An 18,648-nucleotide genomic window follows, 5' to 3' on the forward strand; every position below is an offset into this window, starting at 1 on the left:
AGTGATCGTGAGGCTGCGTGTATTTGTGGTACGCCAAAACCAGAATATAAGCATCCCTAGAGACACGGCACAGGTTGTCAGCGCATTAATATAAAAAACCAACGTGTTTCCTTTTTACTTATTTTATGGTGCTGCACTGTGCAACAGGTTTACCGCTTCAGGTGCGCGATTTTAGTAATGATACCAGTTGTTTATGTGGTTTTTTTACTTTTTAAATTCAATAATTCTCTTATTTCTAGTGCTTTAGTTTTTTATGTCGCGATTGTGTTTTTTGCGTTTTAATGTTTCGTTTTTATGCTAAGCAGTTTTAATTCGCGAGGTTAAAATCTTTATTGTAATCTTTATAAGAAAAATCTCTTCCTGAAAATGATTTTATTTGACATCATCGCCTTCGGCACAAGGACCTGTGCATGTTTTTCCTTCTAATAAAATTATTCAATCATATTAGTGTTGTGGTTTTTTTATACATTTCAGGTCCCTGTTCTTTCTGAACTGCATAGCCTTTTTGCAATCATTTATATTTGGGAAGTTTAAATCATGAAATTTAATAAAAAAATTCTGGCTGCGGCCATGGTTTTCGGCTTAGTGCCGATGGTTAATGCTGCTGATCAGGGGCACGGTAAAATTACTTTTTCCGGTTCTATCATTGATGCTCCGTGTTCAATCGCACCTGACTCTGTTGACCAGACCGTTGAGCTGGGGCAGATTGCTAATGCCGCACTGAAAAATAGTGGTAAGTCTGCACCGCGCAACTTTGATATCAAACTGGAGAACTGTTCATTCGGTGATCCAGCAACGAAAAACAAAGTGGAAGTCACCTTCACTGGTAAGGAGTCATTAGAGAATAAAGGTCTGTTGGGCATTACTGGCCAGGCGAAAGGAGCCAGTATTGCGCTTACCGAGTCAAATGGTGAGTTGATTAAACTGGGTACGCCAACGCCAGCGCAACCGCTGGGTGACGGCGGAAATACGCTGAGATTCGCTGCCTACATGCAGGGTGACGGTGCATCAGCGACTATTACTGAAGGTGACTTCCAGGCCGTGGCCGATTTCACCCTGGCGTACAATTAATAGATTTATTCCCAATTCTCCTTTGTTTTTTTAAATAAAGGCGTGCCTGTGCATGCGGGATCCCTGCATGCCTTTTTCAGACGATCTGACCTGAAAGATAATAAAAATTCACGATAATTACCCTATGGCTTTTGTAAGAAGCCTGATGATTATTATTGTTTGGCACATTTATGGTTGGAATATTGATAAGTATATCCGCTGGTTGAGTTGGTCACGGAATGAAAATGATAAGGCCAGGGAATGAAATTGTCATCGACCGGAAAACGGGCTCGACTCAAAATATTGAACTTATATGTCTCCCTTGCGCTGGGTACGCTGATATCCGGGGAATGTGTGGCAGAGGAGATTCAGTTCAATACTGATGTGCTGGACGTGAATGACAGCGAGAACATCGACCTGAGCCAGTTTTCCCGTGGCGGCTACATCATGCCGGGTGCCTACAGCATGATGGTGTATGTGAATAAAAATGATCTGCCGGAACAGCCGATTGAATTTCATGCACCAGAGGATGATCCGAAGGGGAGCCAGGCCTGTATCAGCAGAGCGCTGGTGAATAAATTGGGGTTCAAAGAGGGTGCGCTGAAGGAACTTCAGTGGTGGCACGGTGGCGAATGCCTCGACGAGGACAGTATACCGGGCATGGAAGTGCGCGGCGATCTGGCGACTAACGCATTATACCTGAGTATTCCGCAAAATTTTCTTGAGTACAGTGCAGAGGACTGGGACCCGCCATCGCGCTGGGATGCCGGTATTCCAGGGATTCTGCTGGATTACAACGTTAACGTGCGGAGCCAGCAACAGCTGCAACAGAGGACGCGGGGCTACAGTCTTAACGGTAACGGTACTACCGGCATTAACCTGGGCGGCTGGCGGTTGCGTGCCGACTGGCAGGCCAGATTGCATCATGAGACCGGGTCGGGACAGCCCACAGAGCAACAACTGAGCTGGGATCGTTATTACGCCTACCGTGCCGTACCGTCGCTGCGTTCGAAGCTGACGCTTGGGGAAAGCTATCTGGATTCCGGCATGTTCGACAGCTTCCACTTTATCGGGGCGAGTCTGATATCGGACGACAGCATGCTGCCGCCCAATCTGCGCGGTTATGCACCGGAAGTGGTGGGAATGGCGAAAACCAACGCCAGAGTGATTGTCAGCCAGCAGGACCGCATTCTGTATGAAACCACCGTGGCCGCTGGCCCTTTCCGCATTCAGGATATTAACAATGCGGTCAGCGGTGATCTCAACGTACGGATCGAGGAGCAGGATGGCAGCGTGCAGGAATTTGTAATGAGCACCGCCAATATTCCCTATCTGACACGGCCCGGGAGTGTGCGCTTCAAGGTGGCAGTGGGCAGGCCTTCAGACTATCAGCATCGCACTCGCGGTTCGTTGTTTGGCAACGGTGAGTTCTCTTGGGGGGTCAGCAACGGCTGGTCACTGTACGGTGGCTTGCTGACGGGCGGTGATTATAACGCGTTATCACTGGGAATCGGTCGTGACTTGCTGCTGTTCGGTGCGCTGTCGTTCGATGCCACCCAATCACAGGCGCGATTGCCGCAAACAGAGGGGACGCTGGGCGGTGGGTCATATCGTCTGAGTTACTCGAAAAACTTCGACGAGTACGACAGCCAGGTCACCTTTGCCGGTTACCGTTTCTCGCAGCAGGAATTTATGAGCATGAATGAATACCTGGATGCGCGTTATTACGGTAGCCGTAGCGGTAATGGCAAGCAGATGTACACCCTCACCGTAAATAAGCATTTTCGTGACTGGGGATTGAGTGCGTACGCTAACTACAGCCACCAGACTTACTGGGACCAGTCTGCTAACGACCGCTACAGCCTGACGATGTCACGCTATTTCGACGTTGGCTGGTTACGCAATCTGAGCCTGTCAGTGTCGGCGTATCGCAATGAATACAATGGCAGTAAAGATGACGGAGCTTATTTGTCACTGTCACTGCCATGGGGTGAGCGGGCGACAGTCAGTTATAACACTACAGCCAGTCGCGGCGACATTGCACACCGGGTGGGCTACTACCGACAGGTTGACGACAAAAACCACTATCAGCTGAACGCAGGGACTTCACGCCGCGGAGGCAATATTAGCGGCTATTACAGCCATGATGGCGATGCGGCGAACATGACGGCGAACGCCAGCTATCAGCAGGGAAGTTACAGCGCTGTTGGTATCTCCGCACAAGGCGGAGTGACACTGACAGCGGAAGGCGGCGCGGCCCATCGTTCAGGTATCGCGGGCGGTACTCGCATGCTGATTGATACCAGCGGCGTGGCGGGTGTACCGGTGCGCGGCTATGGTAGCTCCAGCCGTACCAACGCCTGGGGTAAGGCGGTCATTGGTGACGTCAATAGCTATTACCGCAATGAGGCGAGCATTGATCTGAACAAGCTGAGCGACACCGCAGAAGCGACCAGCTCGGTGGTGCAAGCCACCTTGACCGAAGGCGCTATTGGCTATCGTAAGTTCGAAGTGATTGCCGGTGAGAAGGCGATCGCGATGATCCGCCTGGCCGACGGCAGTGAACCGCCGTTTGGCGCGACGGTCATGAACAGGGGCAAAAAACAGACCGGTATCGTCAGCGAGGGGGGCAGCGTCTACCTGAGCGGCATCAATGCCGGAGAATACATGAGCGTCAACTGGAATGGCGAAGCGCAGTGCGAGGTGAGGATGCCGGCACCGCTGCCGCCTGACATGTTGATGAATACCTTGCTGCTGCCGTGTTATTCGCAGCGCACAGCCAGCACTAAAGATGAATGAGACAGAGAGCGCACCAATGAAAAACATGATCGTCAATTTTTCCGTTGCACCAGGCAAGTTCCTGATGTCAGCGGCAATGGCTGTTCTTCTGGGGGCGCCGGTTGTCCAGCAGGCGCAGGCCGCCATTGCCCTGGATCGCACCCGAGTGGTATTCGACGGTAGCCAGAAGTCGATAAGCCTGAGCATTAGCAACCAGAATAAGCAGCTGCCCTATCTGGCGCAGGGCTGGATTGAGGATGTGCAGGGTAAGAAAATTCACAGCCCGCTTATCGTGCTGCCACCGATACAGCGTATTGAGCCAGGGAAACCAAGCCAGGTGAAGATTCAGGCGCTGCCGGCAGCGATGCACCTGGCGCAGGATAAGGAATCGATTTACTACTTCAACCTGCGGGAAATTCCCCCGAAAAGCAGCAAACCGAACACGCTGCAAATTGTGTTGCAGACGCGGATCAAGCTGTTTTACCGCCCGACGGGAATAGCGATAGATCCGAGTGCGCCGCCGCCGCAGGAGCAGTTGACGCTGACCAGACAGGGTGAAAAGTACCTGGTGAATAACCCGACGCCTTACTACGTAACGATTGTTGATGCAGGAAGTAAGAAAGGCATACCGGGGGTGAAAGGTTTTCAGGCGCTGATGGTGCCACCAAAAGACAGCCTGTTGCTGGATGTCAGTGTTGCGAACATCGGGACCAGCCCGGTGCTGACCTACATCAATGACTACGGTGGTCGGCCAACGCTGAGTTTCCACTGCAAGGGTAACAGCTGTGCGGTGGTGCCGGAGAAGCAAGGCGATTGAGTGGGCACTGGTGAACGGTTGTGGTAATAAAAATGGATGAGTAGTAACGGGAATAGCGTATGACCACACTGATGAAGGTTCTGCTGTTTTCCTGCGGATGGCTGGCAGGCAAAGCTGCGTTACAGGCGAAGAAAGGCGAGGCAGAGATGACCTTTCGCGGCACGCTGATCGAAACGCCAGCATGCAGTATTAACGACGGCAATCAAGTGGATGTCAACTTCGGTGAACGTTTGGGGATCAATAAGGTAGATGGGGTCAATTACCGCCAGAAGCTCAACTACCAGATCAGCTGTGAAACTAACCATAATGACTGGCAGCTGACGCTAAGCCTGAGCGGCAATGTGGCGACATTTGATAGCGTCGCGCTGAAAACCGATAAGGATGATCTTGGTATCCGCATCTACCAGGGTGATAAACCGGTAGCACCAAACAGTACGCTGGAGATTGATCTGGCCAACCCGCCGCTTCTTGAGGCTGTGCCGGTGAAGCGTACGGGGGCAACGCTGACGGAAGGCGCCTTTGAGGCCTGGGCCACGCTGCGGGCAGATTATCAGTGAGGTTCAGGATGAGAGAAGGGATATGCCAGCCGGGTTTGCGTCCGGTGAAGCGAGACTTGCGCTTATTATTGATGCTGTTAATGGCTCCATTTGCTGAGGCTTCACAAGAGTCATTGATACTTTTTGATGTTACGATTGTTGCACCAGTCTGTGTCGTTAACGATAATAAACCCATCGACGTTAATTTCGGCTCTGATGTGAAAATATCGCACATTGGCAGAGGGGACTACAAATTGGTTCCGGTCACATTTAGTCTGAAATGTGAGAGAGGTGGCAATTATAACCTGGTGGTTCAGGGGGCTGGCGCTGATTTTGACTCGGAAGTACTGGCAACAAATACATCCGATCTTGGTGTAGAATTTATTATCAATAATAAACGTAACCCAATAAATCGTGCGGTGTTATTTAAATACCCCTCGCTGCCATTGATTTATGCCAGGCCCGTTGTCAGTAATGTTAAAAGACCTCTGGCGGGAGATTTTTCTGCCACCGCATCTCTACAGGTAATTTATGACTAAACGTTTTTTTTTGTTAACAGTTTTGCTGCTTTCTTCTTTTGATGGTATCTGTAATTCATTAACATTCAAAAGGGTGGGTGCAGGCGGTTATATGATTTATGGGAAAGTAAATGCTAATATGCTTGAAGAGAGAAAGGGGCATTCTTGGGGTGACTTTTATTTAACAGTTCATGAGTCAGGGAACAGTTATTATTCGTATACTTTGAATGGTGAATATTGTCCTGATAATGCTATCGGCGCGGCAAATTTTATAAATAATAAGCTCAGTAATGGTATTTATGCGAGCAAAAGAGCAGTCTTTGCTGATAATCGTCCTAACTGGACGGCAGATGTATTTTGTAGCTTTACTCCTGATAAAATATGGTTGATATCGACAAATGTTCCTTCACCACCGGGATCTGCTGAGTGTGCGATTACTTATCCTGCAAATGTTTCATTTGGGAATGTGATATTAGGGGATGTAAAAGATATTAACTCTGAGATTAAAATATCGTGTAATGCATCTGCTGATGTCAAAGTAAGTCTTTCAAAAGATACGGTTAAGCTGGGTGATGCTGAGGTGAATTATTATTTTCCTGACAATAAAAAAAACCACAGTGTATCCGTGGATGTCAATCGCCCCGCTAATTTTAATGTTCGTTTTGCCCTGGAAAAAACCGGCAATAGTTTAGGTTATAAAACGGGCGATGCCGTGATAATTTTCAGCTGGCAATAAAACCTGTTTTCATGAGCGATAAGGGTCCCGGGATGAAACGAAGGACAGGGTATTATCTTTACACACTCACTCTCAAACGCTGGCTTTTTACCGCGCTGGCGCTGCTGTTGAGTGCATCGGTTTTCGCTACCGGGGAAAATAACGTTCGTCTTTACGGCGCGCTGGTCGCAGAGCCGTGCGTGGTGCAGCCGGGCGACGAAGATATCCACCTGGATTTTAGCTCAGTGATCGACAAGATGTTGTATCAGAATAGCCGTACGCCTGGGCAGTCTTTTGCCATCCATCTGCAAGGGTGCGACCTGTCACTGGGTAATATGGTGGCCGTGACGTTCCATGGCGTAGAAAACAGCATTTTGCCAGGTTTACTGGCGATTGACAGCAGTAGTCAGGCAAAGGGGATCGCCGTGGGTCTGGAAACGGCGGAGGCTAAAGCGTTGCCGCTGAATGCAACCAGCAATAAATATCGTTTGCAGAAGGGGAGTAATGTGATCGCGCTGAAGGCGTATGTGCAGGGCGAGCCTGAGGCGATCGCCAGCCAGAAAATTGAGCGTGGATCGTTTAGCGCTACCGCTACCTTTAACCTGGAATATGAGTAAGGCCAGAACGCTATCGTTGCCTGCTTAACCCCTGGGACAGCGGCTTGAGCCGCCCCAGGGCTATCCTTCGATTGCTGAAACTGTCAGGGTATTAACGTTGCCGTAACAGCCGCAGTGCGTTAGCGGTTACTAACGCTGTCGCCCCTGAATCCGCCAGCACCGCCAGCCACAACCCCGTTATCCCCAGTAACGTCGTCACCAGGAACAGGCCTTTCAGCCCCAGTGCCAGCGCCACATTCTGGCGGATATTCGCGTGTGTGGCGCGCGACAGGCGGATCATCGTGGCCAGGCCATTGAGCCGGTTATGGGTCAGCGCCGCATCGGCGGTTTCCAGCGCGACATCGCTGCCGCTACCCATCGCAATACCGATGGTGGCGGCTTTCATCGCTGGGGCATCGTTAATGCCGTCACCGACCATCGCCACCGGCTGCTGCTGGTTCAGCTGGCCTATCGCCGCGACTTTATCTTCCGGTAACAGGCCTGCGCGGTAGTCAATATTCAGCTCAGCGGCGATGGCCGCCGCTGCACGCGGATTATCGCCCGTCAGCATCAAGGCCTGGATACCCAGCGACTTCAATTCGTCCAGTGCGGCTCTGGCATCGGCACGCAGCGTATCGCGCAGCGCGATGATCCCCAGCAGCTGCTGGCCATCATGCATCAGCACCACGGTATTACCCGCGTTTTCCAGGGCTTCCACGTGGTCACGCTGTGGTGCCAGTAACGCTTCAGGCAGTTTTGACGGTGCGCAGATAGAAAGTAAGCGACCACTTACTATCGCTTCTACGCCGATGCCCGCCAGAGCGCGTTGTGATTCGGCTTCGGGTATTGTCAGCTGTCGGGCTGTCGCCGCCGCCACAATCGCCAGCGCCAGCGGGTGGGAGGAACCCTGCTCGATGGCGGCAGCCGTCGCCAGTAACTGCTCCTCATCCAGTGCGGCCAGTGGCAGAAGAGAAGTGATCTGCGGCTTGCCTTCGGTCAGCGTGCCGGTTTTATCAAAGGCGATGGTACGTACGCTGCCCAGGTTCTCCAGCGCCGCGCCGCCTTTAATCAGTGCGCCACGGCGTGCCGCAGCAGCCAGCCCGGAGGTGATCGCCGCCGGGGTGGAAATCACCAGCGCGCACGGGCAGCCGATCAGCAGCAGCGTTAAACCTTTATAGATCCACGGCTGCCATGCAGCGCCCATGAGCAGGGGCGGTATCAGCACCACTGCCAGCGACAGTGCAATAATAGCCGGGGTGTAGAGACGGCTGAAGCGGTCGAGGAAGCGTTCAATCGGCGCGCGCCGCTCTTCAGCTTCTTCAATCAGATGCAGAATGCGGTCAATGGCACTTTTGCCGGGTTCGGACACCACTTCCAGCTGCACCAGACGATCCACGCTCAGGCAGCCTGCGGCGATGATCTCATTTTTCTGGCGTTCAACCGGCACTGACTCCCCGGTGAGCGCACTTTCATCAAAGCTGGCAAAAGCACTGAGCAGCTTTGCATCGGTGGGTAACCGGGCGCCCGCGGCCACTTCAATCACATCTCCGGGGCGTAATGCGTTCACCGCCACGTTTTCACGCAGACCCGATCGCAGGCGTAGCGCCGTATCGGGCTTCAGTGCCATCAGCGCGGTAACGCCTTTGCGTGCACGTCCGGCGGCAAAAGACTCCAGCCGCTCTCCCAGCATAAACAGCAGCAGCACCATCGCCGCCTCTGCGGTCGCACCGATAAACAGAGCGCCGAGAGCCGCAACGGTCATCAGGGTTTCAATGCTGAAGGGTGACCCGCTGCGCATCAGGCGCAGGGCGCTGCGGCCAATCGGCCAGACGCCAACCAGCGTGGTCAGGGTAAAGGCCAGCGTACCCGCCGGATGATTCAGGCTGGTCAGCAGTGCGCTGACGGCCATCATGACAGCCAGCAGAATCAGGCTAACGTTCTCCTGCCAGAAACTCTGTTCGGCTTTTGGGGCTGCCGGGGTATCGCTGCGTTGCAGTTGAAAGCCCACTTGAGCCACTGCCCGTTCAACGTCATCACGGATATCGCTGTTGGCATCGACCCGCAGTTTTTCGCTGGAAAACACCACGCGTGCCGTCGTGACCTGAGGCAGTTGCTTTACGGCGGTTTCCACCTTGCGCGCGCAGGCCGGGCAGTCCATCCCCACCACCTGCCAGCTGAAGCTTAATGTACCTGCGAGCCTGTCGCCCTCATCGTCGGGGTCGCTCCCCGAGCTGCAGGCTTTATCTTCACAACAGGGCGCATCAACGCTGGCTGCGTTGACGGAGGTGATTTTTTGAATAACGGAACGCGGACGGGTGCTGCATCCGGGCTGCTTGCTGGCGTGGTGATGACCACAACCACATGAAGAGTGCTGTTGCATAACGCCTCCTGACCGATCTCGGCGGGCACCAATGCCCGTCGAAACCTATCTTACACTCTGGAGTACACTCCAGAGTCAAGCATTAGTGCAGGTTACAACCACAGGGCGCGCACGATCATAAAGTGACCGCCAAAATAGCAGGCGGCGATAATTGCACTGTCCGCACTAAAGCGGCGACGGTAATGGCTGAATAACCAGACGATGTTACCCAGCAGCAGCAATATTGCTCCGGCCATCAGGGTTAAGGCCTCTTCGGATGGCAGAACAAAATAACGTTCCATCGCCAGCCAGACCATCAGCAGCGCCATACCGAAAAAGGTACAGATCGGCCAGCGTAGTTCGTCCAGACGGCTCCATATCGTCGCGATCACCACGCCACCGATGACCAGCAGCACTAACGGAATGGGCCAGAACACACTGAGCGTCATCTGGCTGGCGAAGTAGAGGGTATAAAGCAGGTGCGACAGGAAGAAAGCACCGATGGCATACAGCATGCGTTTGGTGGGCAGTAACGTGAGCGCATCGCCAACCAGCGTTGCCAGTACGCCCAGCAGAATCAGGTAGTCCGTGGTTGCCAACACCGGAGCCTGCCACGCCCAGGCCAGCAGCAACAACATGGTGACGGGTTTAAATACCCAGCGCTGCCACTGTGGGCCACGATAGGAAGCATCAACATACAGCCAGCCGGAAAAAAGAACCGCAAGGAATGACCAAATCATAAATTGTCCCTGTTGTTATAGATGAAAGTGACGCAACTTTACCCAGTCTAGGTGAAGGGGAGGTGATGTGACAATGAGAGGTCTCCGGTTGTATCCTGTTGCGCACGCGATGCACACACCCCTTTTTACCTTCAGGAGGATGAAGAAAACATGAAGCCCCCTCTGATCTTTTTTATCGTACTGGCCGTGATCGCCATCTTAGCGACGCGCCAGTTTATTAAGCAGCGGCGTGAAGTCGCGGTGAACGATGCTTCGCCGGTACGCGCTCTGGTGGTGGAAGTGAAATCCAAGCGGGAATACCCGGCACCGAACCGCCGTTCACGTCAGCGCGAACATATTCCGGTAGAGGATATGCGTTATGAGGCCTGGTTCCATCCGTTAAATGGGGCGGGCGATTTTAAGCTGGAGTTGCATGCCGGGGACTATTATCAGATGGACAAGGGCAGTAAAGGTGAGCTGAAGGTCAAAGGTTCGCGCTTTGTCAGCTTCGTGCCCGAGACCGCGCCCTGATGCCATGCCGGAAAATGATCTTTCCGGCACACAGATTTCAGGTCTGATGGAGATGCGCTGAATTACTGCTTAGGAAAATTCTTCTTCTGCCAGGCCAGCAGCTCAAATACACCAAAGAAAAACACTTTAGCCTGCATCAGGCCGCTCAGTTTTTCTGCGCCTTTCGGCTGAGTGGTGCGCATCAGCACCAGTTGCAGCCCATGCATGATCACCATGAAGAACAGGGCAACGTTAACAAAGTACGTCAGCGGCTTCGGGAACGGGTGTATTACGTTAAGCAGTAAAAAGGCCCAGACAAACAGCATCAGCACGCGGCCTGCATTAATCAGCATTGGAAATCTCCTTATCAGTGCTGTGACGGATATAGAGCCGATAGGCTACCTGACCCGCAATCTTCTCGCGGTGAATCTGCCAGTTTACCGGAACGGGCGGGATGCCGTGCTCCACTTCACTTTCAACATACACCAGCGCGCCATCACTCAGCCAGCCGTTGCTCTCCAGTAACTGGGTGGTTTGCTCCAGCAGTCCCTTACGAAACGGCGGGTCGATAAACACCAGGTGGTGCTCATCCCCTTTTTGCGCCAGAAATTGCAGCGTGTTGGTATTGACCACGCGCCCGCTCTTCGCCCCGAGGGTCGCAAGGTTTTTTTCCAGCTGCTGGGCGACCGGGCGCTCCAGCTCCAGCAGCGTTGCACTGGCGGCGTGGCGTGACAGCGCTTCCAGGCCGAGCGCGCCGCTCCCCGCATAGCAGTCGAGGCATTTTGCCTGCTGAATATCAGCGGCCAGCCAGTTGAACAGGGTTTCGCGTACCCGGTCAGTGGTCGGGCGAAGGCCCGCGCTGTCGGGAACCGGCAGCTTACGACCGCGCCACTGCCCACCAATAATACGTATTTGTCCTGCTGCGCCGCTGCGGGGTTTCTTATTCATCTTGCTGAACTCTTAATAATTTGTTGCACAGTTTAACGGGCTAACCGGGCGGAGGAAACGTAAAAAGGGTGCTGTGATGCGCTTGGCAGAAAGTGTTAGACTAAGAGATTAATTAACAGATTAATTTTCGTACCGGAACCGGAACGGTTTTCCCGCGAGGAGTGTGGTTGCACCATGGCAAAGAATAAAAAACGTGGCTTTTTTTCCTGGCTTGGTCTGGGGCGTGAAGAACAGACGCCACAGGAAGAAGTAAAAGAAACGTTACCACCGCAGCCCTCTGCCGATACGCCAGCGGAAGTGCCTCCTGTCGCCGACTCTGCCGCCCCTGAAAACGCTCACGACGCAGAAGCTGAAGTGGCTGCCCACGCAGAAGCGGAAGCCGCTGCCCGTGCAGAAGCGGAAGCCGCTGCCCGTGCAGAAGCGGAAGCCGCTGCCCGTGCAGAAGCGGAAGCCGCTGCCCGTGCAGAAGCGGAAGCTGCTGCGCTGGCCGCTGAGGTCGTGGAAGAAGAATCTCAGCCGCTGGTGGAGCAGGTTCGTCCGACCAAAGAAGGCTTCTTTGCGCGTCTGAAGCGCAGCCTGGTCAAAACCCGTGAAAACCTGGGTTCTGGTTTTATCGGCCTGTTCCGTGGCAAAAAAATTGATGACGATCTGTTTGAAGAGCTGGAAGAGCAGTTGCTGATTGCGGACGTTGGCGTGGATACCACGCGTCGCATTATTGCCAGCCTGACGGCGCAGGCCAGTCGTAAGCAGTTACGTGATGCCGAAGCGCTGTACGGCCTGCTGAAAAGCGAAATGGCTGAGATCCTTGCAAAGGTTGAAGCACCGCTGGATGTCACGGGTAAAACGCCGTTTGTTATTCTGATGGTCGGTGTCAATGGCGTGGGTAAAACCACCACCATCGGCAAGCTTGCACGTCAGTTCCAGGCGGAAGGTAAATCCGTGATGTTGGCCGCAGGCGATACCTTCCGTGCCGCTGCCGTTGAGCAGTTGCAGGTGTGGGGCGAACGCAACAATATTCCTGTGGTGGCGCAGCATACGGGTGCGGATTCCGCTTCGGTGATCTTCGATGCCATTCAGGCAGCGAAGGCGCGCCACGTTGACGTGTTGATCGCTGATACGGCCGGGCGTTTACAGAATAAATCGCACCTGATGGAAGAGCTGAAAAAAATCACCCGCGTGATGAAGAAGCTCGACGACCAGGCACCGCATGAGGTGATGCTGACCATTGATGCCAGCACCGGCCAGAATGCCATCAGCCAGACTAAACTGTTCCACGAGGCCGTCGGCCTGACCGGGATTACCCTGACCAAGCTGGACGGTACAGCGAAAGGTGGGGTGATCTTCTCGGTGGCAGATCAGTTCAACATTCCGATTCGCTACATCGGCGTTGGTGAAGGTATTGAAGATTTACGAACGTTTAAGGCTGACGATTTTATAGAGGCACTTTTTGCCCGAGAGGATTAAATTAGGATGATTCGCTTTGAAGAAGTCAGTAAGGCTTATCTCGGCGGTCGGCAAGCGCTGCAGGGGGTAGATTTTCATCTGCGTCCTGGTGAAATGGCGTTTCTGACCGGACATTCCGGGGCGGGGAAAAGTACCTTGCTGAAGCTGATCTGTGGCATTGAGCGCCCGAGCGCCGGGCATATCTGGTTTGGCGGCCACGACATCAGCCGTCTGAAAAGCCGTGAAGTGCCGTTTCTGCGTCGGCAGATCGGTATGATCTTTCAGGATCACCATCTGCTGATGGATCGCTCGGTGTATGACAACGTGGCGATCCCTCTGATTATCAGCGGAGCCAGCGGTGAAGATATTCGCCGACGCGTTTCAGCCGCACTGGATAAAGTCGGCCTGCTCGACAAAGCAAAAAGTTTCCCGATTCAGTTGTCTGGCGGTGAACAACAGCGTGTTGGCATCGCCCGTGCGGTGGTCAACAAGCCCGCCGTACTGCTGGCGGATGAACCAACCGGTAACCTTGATGAGGCACTGTCAGAAGATATTCTGCGCCTGTTTGAAGAGTTTAACCGTGTGGGGGTCACCGTTCTGATGGCCACCCATGATATGGGGCTGATTGGCAGCCGTCAGTATCGACTGATGACACTCAACCAGGGACGTTTGCACGGAGGTCATCGTGGCGAATAAACGCAATCCCCGCCCGGCAGCAGCCAAAGCGGTGAAGCAGAAGGTGCAATCCAAAAGCAAAGCGCTGAAAGGCGGATGGCAGGAGCAGTGGCGTTATGCGATGCATGGCTCGCTCTCCGATATGTGGCGCCAGCCGCTGGCCACGCTGCTGACGGTCATGGTGATCGCCATTTCTCTGACGCTGCCCAGTGTCTGCTATATGGTCTGGAAAAACGTCAGTCAGGCGGCGGATCAGTGGTATCCCGCCCCGCAGTTGACCGTTTATCTGAGCAAAACGCTGGACAATGACGCTGCCGAAAATGTGGTGGCTCAGCTGAAAAAAGAAGAGGGCGTCGACAAGGTTAATTATCTGTCACGCGAAGAGGCGCTGGGCGAGTTTCGTAACTGGTCTGGTTTTGGCGGCGCAATGGACATGCTGGAACAGAACCCGCTGCCCGCCGTAGCGATCATTACGCCGAAGCTGAATTTCCAGAACTCATCCACTATGGATAACCTGCGCGAGCGCGTGTCGAAAGTGCAGGGTATTGATGAAGTGAAGATGGATGACAGCTGGTTTGCCCGTCTTGCGGCGCTGACCGGGCTGGTAGGGCAGGTTGCATCAATGATCGGCATTCTGATGATTGCGGCGGTGTTCCTGGTGATCGGTAACAGCGTACGCCTCAGCATCTTTGCCCGGCGTGACACCATTAATGTGCAAAAGCTGATCGGAGCCACCGATGGCTTTATTCTGCGGCCTTTCCTTTACGGCGGTGCGCTGTTGGGCTTCTGTGGTGCGCTGCTGTCGTTAGTGCTGTCTGAAGTGCTGGTGCTGAGGCTGGAGTCGGTAGTCACGCAGGTGGCTTCCGTATTTGGCACCACGTTTGGGTTGCACGGTCTGGCGTGGGATGAAAGCCTGCTGCTGTTATTGATTGCCGCAATGATCGGCTGGATAGCCGCATGGCTGGCGACGGTACAACATTTACGCCGATTTACGCCTCAGTAACCCCTTTACACGTTTTTTTGATATAATCTTCCTCTGCTGCGTGAGAGTTTACCGCAGAGGAAGTTCATCAACCTGTCACTTCCCCCTGCGATCCTGTTTCTCTCATGCACCGCATGTTGTGTGTAAAGTACCCACTAACCTGATGGAACTTGTGGATAACTTTAGTGTCTCAGTATGCAGATTTAGACCAAAAGCTTCGCACAGATTGCTTTCGATTTTTATCGGCAATTCGCGTAGTGTAGTCAGCGCGTCAGGGACTGGCGCTGTTACCACGCTTAACACAGAGAGGATTTGAATGACCAAAGAAATGCAAAATTTAGCTATTGCTCCCTTAGGCAACCTGGATGCATACATCCGGGCAGCTAATGCCTGGCCTATGCTGACGGCAGAAGAGGAAAAAGCGTTGGCTGAACAGCTGCATTACCAGGGCGATCTGGAAGCAGCTAAAACGCTGATCCTTTCTCACCTGCGCTTTGTCGTTCATGTTGCTCGTAACTATTCTGGCTATGGCCTGCCGCAGGCAGACTTAATCCAGGAAGGTAACATCGGCCTGATGAAAGCCGTGCGTCGTTTTAACCCGGAAGTGGGTGTGCGCCTGGTGTCCTTTGCGGTGCATTGGATCAAAGCTGAAATTCATGAATACGTGCTGCGTAACTGGCGTATTGTGAAAGTTGCCACCACCAAAGCACAACGTAAGCTGTTCTTTAACCTGCGTAAAGCCAAGCAGCGTTTGGGCTGGTTCAACCAGGAAGAAGTCGAAATGGTGGCGCGTGAACTGGGCGTCAGCAGCAAAGATGTGCTGGAAATGGAATCGCGCATGGCTGCGCAGGACATGACCTTTGACCCAACGCCGGACGACGAAGGCGAAGGGCGTTCCATGGCGCCGATGCTCTACCTGCAGGATAAGTCTTCTGACTTTGCCAACGGTATTGAGGAAGATAACTGGGACGATCACGCAGCGGATAAACTGAGTGATGCGATGCTGGGCCTGGACGAACGTAGCCAGCATATTATCCGCGCACGCTGGCTGGATGATGACAACAAAACCACCCTGCAGGAGCTGGCCGATCAGTACGGCGTTTCTGCAGAGCGTGTGCGTCAGCTTGAAAAGAACGCGATGAAGAAACTGCGTCTGGCGATTGAAGCCTGATAGCCCCTTCGGCCTGTTGGCCCTGACGTTAAAAACCGCCTTTCGGGGCGGTTTTTTGTTTTCTGCTGCCGTGCAAAACAAGAAATTTCCCCGCCGCTGACGTAAAGTGAACGTTTTAACCCTGAGCAAAAAGCAATTTTGTTCTACAGCCCGGAATGAAAATGGACGCTAACGCCGCCCCCGAAGAGAAGGCCACGCTGTTTTGCTTCGAGGAATTTGATGGACTGAGCATGCTGGAAGCGAACTATCACCGTCGCCGTTTCCCGCGCCATGTGCATGAAACCTTCTGCGTCGGAGTCATTGAAACCGGTGCCCAACGCTTTTGGCGATCCGGGGGCGACCATGTTGCGCCCAGCGGCGATATTATTCTGGTCAATGCCGATGAAGTGCACACTGGCTGCTCGGAAGTGGCCGGCGGCTGGTCGTATCGCGCAATTTATCCGCATCCCGACCTGTTTGCGCGGCTGGCGGCAGCGTCAGGCAGCGATGCAGGCCCGGTCCCCTGGTTTCCTGATGCGGTCCTGCACGATCCGGCGCTCTCCGCCCAGCTGCGGCTGGCTTTTTCGCTGCTGCCGCAGCCGGGGAACAGCCTGCTGAAAGAGTCATTATTGCTGACGGCATTTTCCTGGCTGATGGTGCGTTACAGCCGCACGCGCCCCGCAACGCTGGTGATGCCCGATGCCAGCCGGGCACTCTTGCCGGTGCAGGATGTCATGGCGGCGGCCCCGGAGCAGAACTGGTCACTGCAACAGCTGGCCGATGTTGCCGGGCTGAGTCCGTGGCATTTTTTGCGTCAGTTTAAAAAGAGCACGGGAATGACGCCGCACGCCTGGCTGGTGCAGGCGCGTTTGCGTAAAGCACGTGAACGGTTGGGGCGCGGGGAAACCCTGGCTCAGGTCTCCACGCTGTGTGGCTTCTCCGATCAGAGCCATTTCACCCGCCATTTTAAAAACTCGATGGGCATCACGCCCGGCGACTATCTGCGGGCAATCAGACCAGGGTCACCGCGCTAACTCCCCGCGCAATTTTATTCAATCCTTCATCCCGCCACGCCTGCACACTGCCCCCTGATTTTATTCAGAGGAGCACGTTATTCATGTCTGACACACTGAGTTCACCCCAGCCGCCGCAGGATGTCCGGCGCGGGTCTGGCTTTTTTACTGGCGCAGTGAATATGTTGCCGCTGTGCCTGTCCGTGGTGCCCTGGGGGATACTGGCCGGATCGATGGCGGTGCAGTCCGGGCTGACGTTACCGCAAAGCGTGGGGATGTCGGCGCTGGTCTTTGCCGGAGCGGCGCAGCTAGTGACGCTGGGCCTGCTGGCTTCCGGTGCTGGCGTTACCACCATCGTCCTGTCGGTATTTTTTATTACTTCGCAGCACTTTCTTTATGCGCTCAGCCTGCGCGATACCGTGTCGCGCTTTCCGGCTCGTTTCCGCCTGCCCACCGGCTTCCTGCTGTGTGATGAACTGTTCGCCCTGAGCAGTGCACAAAAGGCTGCACGCGGTCTGACGCCGGGTTACCTGATTGGCGCCGGGCTGACTTTTTACCTCTGCTGGAATCTCTTCAGCCTGGCCGGGATATTACTGGCGGCCTCGATCCCTGATTTGTCGCGCTATCATCTTGATTTCTCGATTGTCGCGACCTTTATCACCCTGGTGGTACCGATGATCAAACGCCTCAGCGTGCTGGCTGGTGTGCTGAGTTCACTGGCGCTGTCGATGATTTTCAGCCTGATGCAGATTGAAGGGGCGGTGATGCTGGCGGGACTAACGGGCATGGCGATAGCGGTGATGGTGGCGCGTGTCCGGGGGGAAGTGCAATGAGCTGGCTACTGTTGCTGGGCCTGGCGGCGCTGGTGTTTTTCAACCGTTACCTGTTTCTGGAGCCGCGTGTGCCTGTCCGGTTACCGGCGCTGCTGCGCCAGGCGCTGAATTATTCGGCCCCTTGCCTGCTGACGGCGATCTGCGGGCCGATTATTCTGCTGCACGACGGCACGCTACGCAGCCTGCCGGATAACCCTTACCTGTTAGGTGCCGTTGTCGGGGTGGTGATCGCGGCGTGGGTGCGCAATATGATCCTCAGCGTGCTGCTGATCCTGCTGGCGTTTTATTTGCTCTGCTGGCTGCTGTAAGCCCACTCGCCATTTTGCTGTGTAAATCCGGCCGCCTGCATAAAGGCGGCTATCACCGCTGGCTCTGAGGTGCCGTCCTGAGCAACTGACCAGTGCTGCACTGCCGGGTTTTGTGCCAGTACCTCTTCCACTAAGTAGAGTCCGACACCGCGCCTGCGGGTCACTTCACGCACCTCCAGCAGCGATAGTCGCCCTGCACTGGCGGCGATCGTCACGTTAACGGCAGCCAGCAGCCGATCGTTGAAGCGTGCTGCATAGAGTTGATGCTGTGCGTCCAGCGTGGCTTCCAGCGCCTCAGCGTCAACCTGTGGCCAGATTTTTTTTAAATCGCTGCGATCCTGCTCTGATAACTGTTGCAGGCGGATGATAGTCAGTTTCATCGGAATAACCCGGTCGTGAGAAAGGCATATTGTAGCGAAGTTGACCATACTATAACGTGTTAGTTTTTTCGTACAAAAACGAGGCGATGTGTTGAGTCTTTATCATATATGCCGAGTAAACCATTGTTGCTGTTTTATCAGCCAGCATAAACTCCTGGATATCTGGCTGGAATGCCACCGTTCGTGTTAGTGAATTGTCCTGTGGCCCCCGCTATTTACTGAATATGTCAGTTGATTTACAGCAGAATATTCCTGTTTAATAACCTGAAATTTAAAGCCTTATTCATAAAAAATGCCGGTAATCACTCTAACTCGTTC

The 18,648-nt window shown here is 53.9% G+C and carries 20 protein-coding genes; 15 read left to right on the forward strand and 5 right to left on the reverse strand.

Annotated elements, in window-relative coordinates; all coding sequences use genetic code 11:
• The first annotated feature begins 537 nt into the window (after positions 1 to 537).
• The 7 genes from ACFL9S_RS01005 to ACFL9S_RS01035 all read left to right on the forward strand — a co-directional run bounded on the left by ACFL9S_RS01005 (position 538) and on the right by ACFL9S_RS01035 (position 7,031).
• Positions 538 to 1,071 carry a fimbrial protein gene (locus ACFL9S_RS01005; RefSeq protein ID WP_405259768.1) on the forward strand — a complete coding sequence of 178 codons (534 nt, stop codon included), beginning with the start codon at positions 538 to 540 and terminating at the stop codon, positions 1,069 to 1,071.
• Between the two features lie 240 nt (positions 1,072 to 1,311).
• Positions 1,312 to 3,849 carry an outer membrane usher protein gene (locus tag ACFL9S_RS01010; protein WP_405259769.1) on the forward strand — a complete coding sequence of 846 codons (2,538 nt, stop codon included), beginning with the start codon at positions 1,312 to 1,314 and terminating at the stop codon, positions 3,847 to 3,849.
• A 25-nt stretch (positions 3,850 to 3,874) separates the two neighbouring features.
• Positions 3,875 to 4,645, forward strand: a complete 771-nt coding sequence (locus ACFL9S_RS01015) for a fimbria/pilus periplasmic chaperone (protein WP_405259946.1) — start codon at positions 3,875 to 3,877, stop codon at positions 4,643 to 4,645.
• Positions 4,646 to 4,704: 59 nt separating this feature from the next.
• Positions 4,705 to 5,202, forward strand: coding sequence for a fimbrial protein (locus ACFL9S_RS01020; RefSeq protein WP_405259771.1), 498 nt, complete (start codon positions 4,705 to 4,707; stop codon positions 5,200 to 5,202).
• 8 nt (positions 5,203 to 5,210) lie between these two features.
• A complete protein-coding gene (locus tag ACFL9S_RS01025; RefSeq protein WP_405259772.1) occupies positions 5,211 to 5,720 on the forward strand; it encodes a fimbrial protein in 510 nt (169 codons plus the stop codon).
• Positions 5,713 to 6,435, forward strand: coding sequence for a hypothetical protein (locus ACFL9S_RS01030; RefSeq protein WP_405259774.1), 723 nt, complete (start codon positions 5,713 to 5,715; stop codon positions 6,433 to 6,435). Before ACFL9S_RS01025 ends, ACFL9S_RS01030 begins: the two co-directional genes overlap by 8 nt.
• A 32-nt stretch (positions 6,436 to 6,467) precedes the next feature.
• Entirely contained in the window at positions 6,468 to 7,031 is a 564-nt protein-coding gene (locus ACFL9S_RS01035) for a fimbrial protein (protein ID WP_405259776.1), read from the forward strand.
• A gap of 91 nt (positions 7,032 to 7,122) precedes the next feature.
• Here the strand turns inward: ACFL9S_RS01035 and ACFL9S_RS01040 are convergent, their stop codons facing one another.
• Both ACFL9S_RS01040 and ACFL9S_RS01045 read right to left on the reverse strand, forming a co-directional pair.
• Complete coding sequence (locus ACFL9S_RS01040) at positions 7,123 to 9,390, reverse strand: zinc/cadmium/mercury/lead-transporting ATPase (protein ID WP_405259779.1); 2,268 nt, start codon at positions 9,388 to 9,390, stop codon at positions 7,123 to 7,125.
• A 92-nt stretch (positions 9,391 to 9,482) separates the two neighbouring features.
• The gene (locus ACFL9S_RS01045) at positions 9,483 to 10,109 is read right to left on the reverse strand and encodes a lysoplasmalogenase (RefSeq protein ID WP_405259780.1); all 627 of its coding nucleotides are present in this window, start codon (positions 10,107 to 10,109) and stop codon (positions 9,483 to 9,485) included.
• 150 nt (positions 10,110 to 10,259) lie between these two features.
• Here ACFL9S_RS01045 and ACFL9S_RS01050 point away from each other — a divergent pair, with 150 nt between their 5' ends.
• Complete coding sequence (locus ACFL9S_RS01050; RefSeq protein ID WP_405259782.1) at positions 10,260 to 10,619, forward strand: DUF2500 domain-containing protein; 360 nt, start codon at positions 10,260 to 10,262, stop codon at positions 10,617 to 10,619.
• A 62-nt stretch (positions 10,620 to 10,681) separates the two neighbouring features.
• Here ACFL9S_RS01050 and ACFL9S_RS01055 read toward each other — a convergent pair whose 3' ends face one another.
• Both ACFL9S_RS01055 and rsmD read right to left on the reverse strand, forming a co-directional pair.
• A complete protein-coding gene (locus tag ACFL9S_RS01055) occupies positions 10,682 to 10,951 on the reverse strand; it encodes a DUF1145 family protein (RefSeq protein WP_405259784.1) in 270 nt (89 codons plus the stop codon).
• On the reverse strand, positions 10,941 to 11,546 hold the full coding sequence (rsmD, locus tag ACFL9S_RS01060) for a 16S rRNA (guanine(966)-N(2))-methyltransferase (protein ID WP_405259786.1): 606 nt from the start codon (positions 11,544 to 11,546) through the stop codon (positions 10,941 to 10,943). Before rsmD ends, ACFL9S_RS01055 begins: the two co-directional genes overlap by 11 nt.
• A 174-nt stretch (positions 11,547 to 11,720) precedes the next feature.
• On the opposite strand from rsmD, the gene ftsY reads away from it, so the two are divergent.
• From ftsY to ACFL9S_RS01095, 7 genes are all read left to right on the forward strand, one after another.
• Entirely contained in the window at positions 11,721 to 13,010 is a 1,290-nt protein-coding gene (ftsY, locus tag ACFL9S_RS01065; RefSeq protein ID WP_405259787.1) for a signal recognition particle-docking protein FtsY, read from the forward strand.
• A gap of 6 nt (positions 13,011 to 13,016) precedes the next feature.
• Positions 13,017 to 13,685: a cell division ATP-binding protein FtsE gene (gene ftsE, locus ACFL9S_RS01070; protein ID WP_133846607.1), complete on the forward strand. Its 669-nt coding sequence runs from the start codon at positions 13,017 to 13,019 to the stop codon at positions 13,683 to 13,685.
• Positions 13,675 to 14,667 (forward strand): permease-like cell division protein FtsX, encoded by a 993-nt coding sequence (gene ftsX / locus ACFL9S_RS01075; RefSeq protein WP_405259790.1) that lies wholly within the window; start codon positions 13,675 to 13,677, stop codon positions 14,665 to 14,667. The genes ftsE and ftsX overlap by 11 nt, the downstream gene beginning before the upstream one ends.
• 295 nt (positions 14,668 to 14,962) lie before the next feature.
• Entirely contained in the window at positions 14,963 to 15,817 is an 855-nt protein-coding gene (rpoH, locus tag ACFL9S_RS01080) for an RNA polymerase sigma factor RpoH (protein WP_339454665.1), read from the forward strand.
• A gap of 161 nt (positions 15,818 to 15,978) precedes the next feature.
• Positions 15,979 to 16,830 (forward strand): AraC family ligand binding domain-containing protein, encoded by an 852-nt coding sequence (locus tag ACFL9S_RS01085; protein ID WP_405259793.1) that lies wholly within the window; start codon positions 15,979 to 15,981, stop codon positions 16,828 to 16,830.
• A gap of 83 nt (positions 16,831 to 16,913) precedes the next feature.
• Complete coding sequence (locus tag ACFL9S_RS01090; protein WP_405259795.1) at positions 16,914 to 17,642, forward strand: AzlC family ABC transporter permease; 729 nt, start codon at positions 16,914 to 16,916, stop codon at positions 17,640 to 17,642.
• Positions 17,639 to 17,950 carry an AzlD domain-containing protein gene (locus tag ACFL9S_RS01095; RefSeq protein ID WP_405259796.1) on the forward strand — a complete coding sequence of 104 codons (312 nt, stop codon included), beginning with the start codon at positions 17,639 to 17,641 and terminating at the stop codon, positions 17,948 to 17,950. Before ACFL9S_RS01090 ends, ACFL9S_RS01095 begins: the two co-directional genes overlap by 4 nt.
• On the opposite strand, the gene panM is transcribed toward ACFL9S_RS01095, so the two are convergent.
• Positions 17,926 to 18,330: an aspartate 1-decarboxylase autocleavage activator PanM gene (gene panM, locus ACFL9S_RS01100; protein WP_405259798.1), complete on the reverse strand. Its 405-nt coding sequence runs from the start codon at positions 18,328 to 18,330 to the stop codon at positions 17,926 to 17,928. The two genes, ACFL9S_RS01095 and panM, sit on opposite strands and share 25 nt — an antisense overlap.
• Positions 18,331 to 18,648: the final 318 nt, after the last annotated feature.

Source organism: Erwinia sp. AnSW2-5, assembly GCF_045107195.1.
Lineage (GTDB): Bacteria > Pseudomonadota > Gammaproteobacteria > Enterobacterales > Enterobacteriaceae > Erwinia.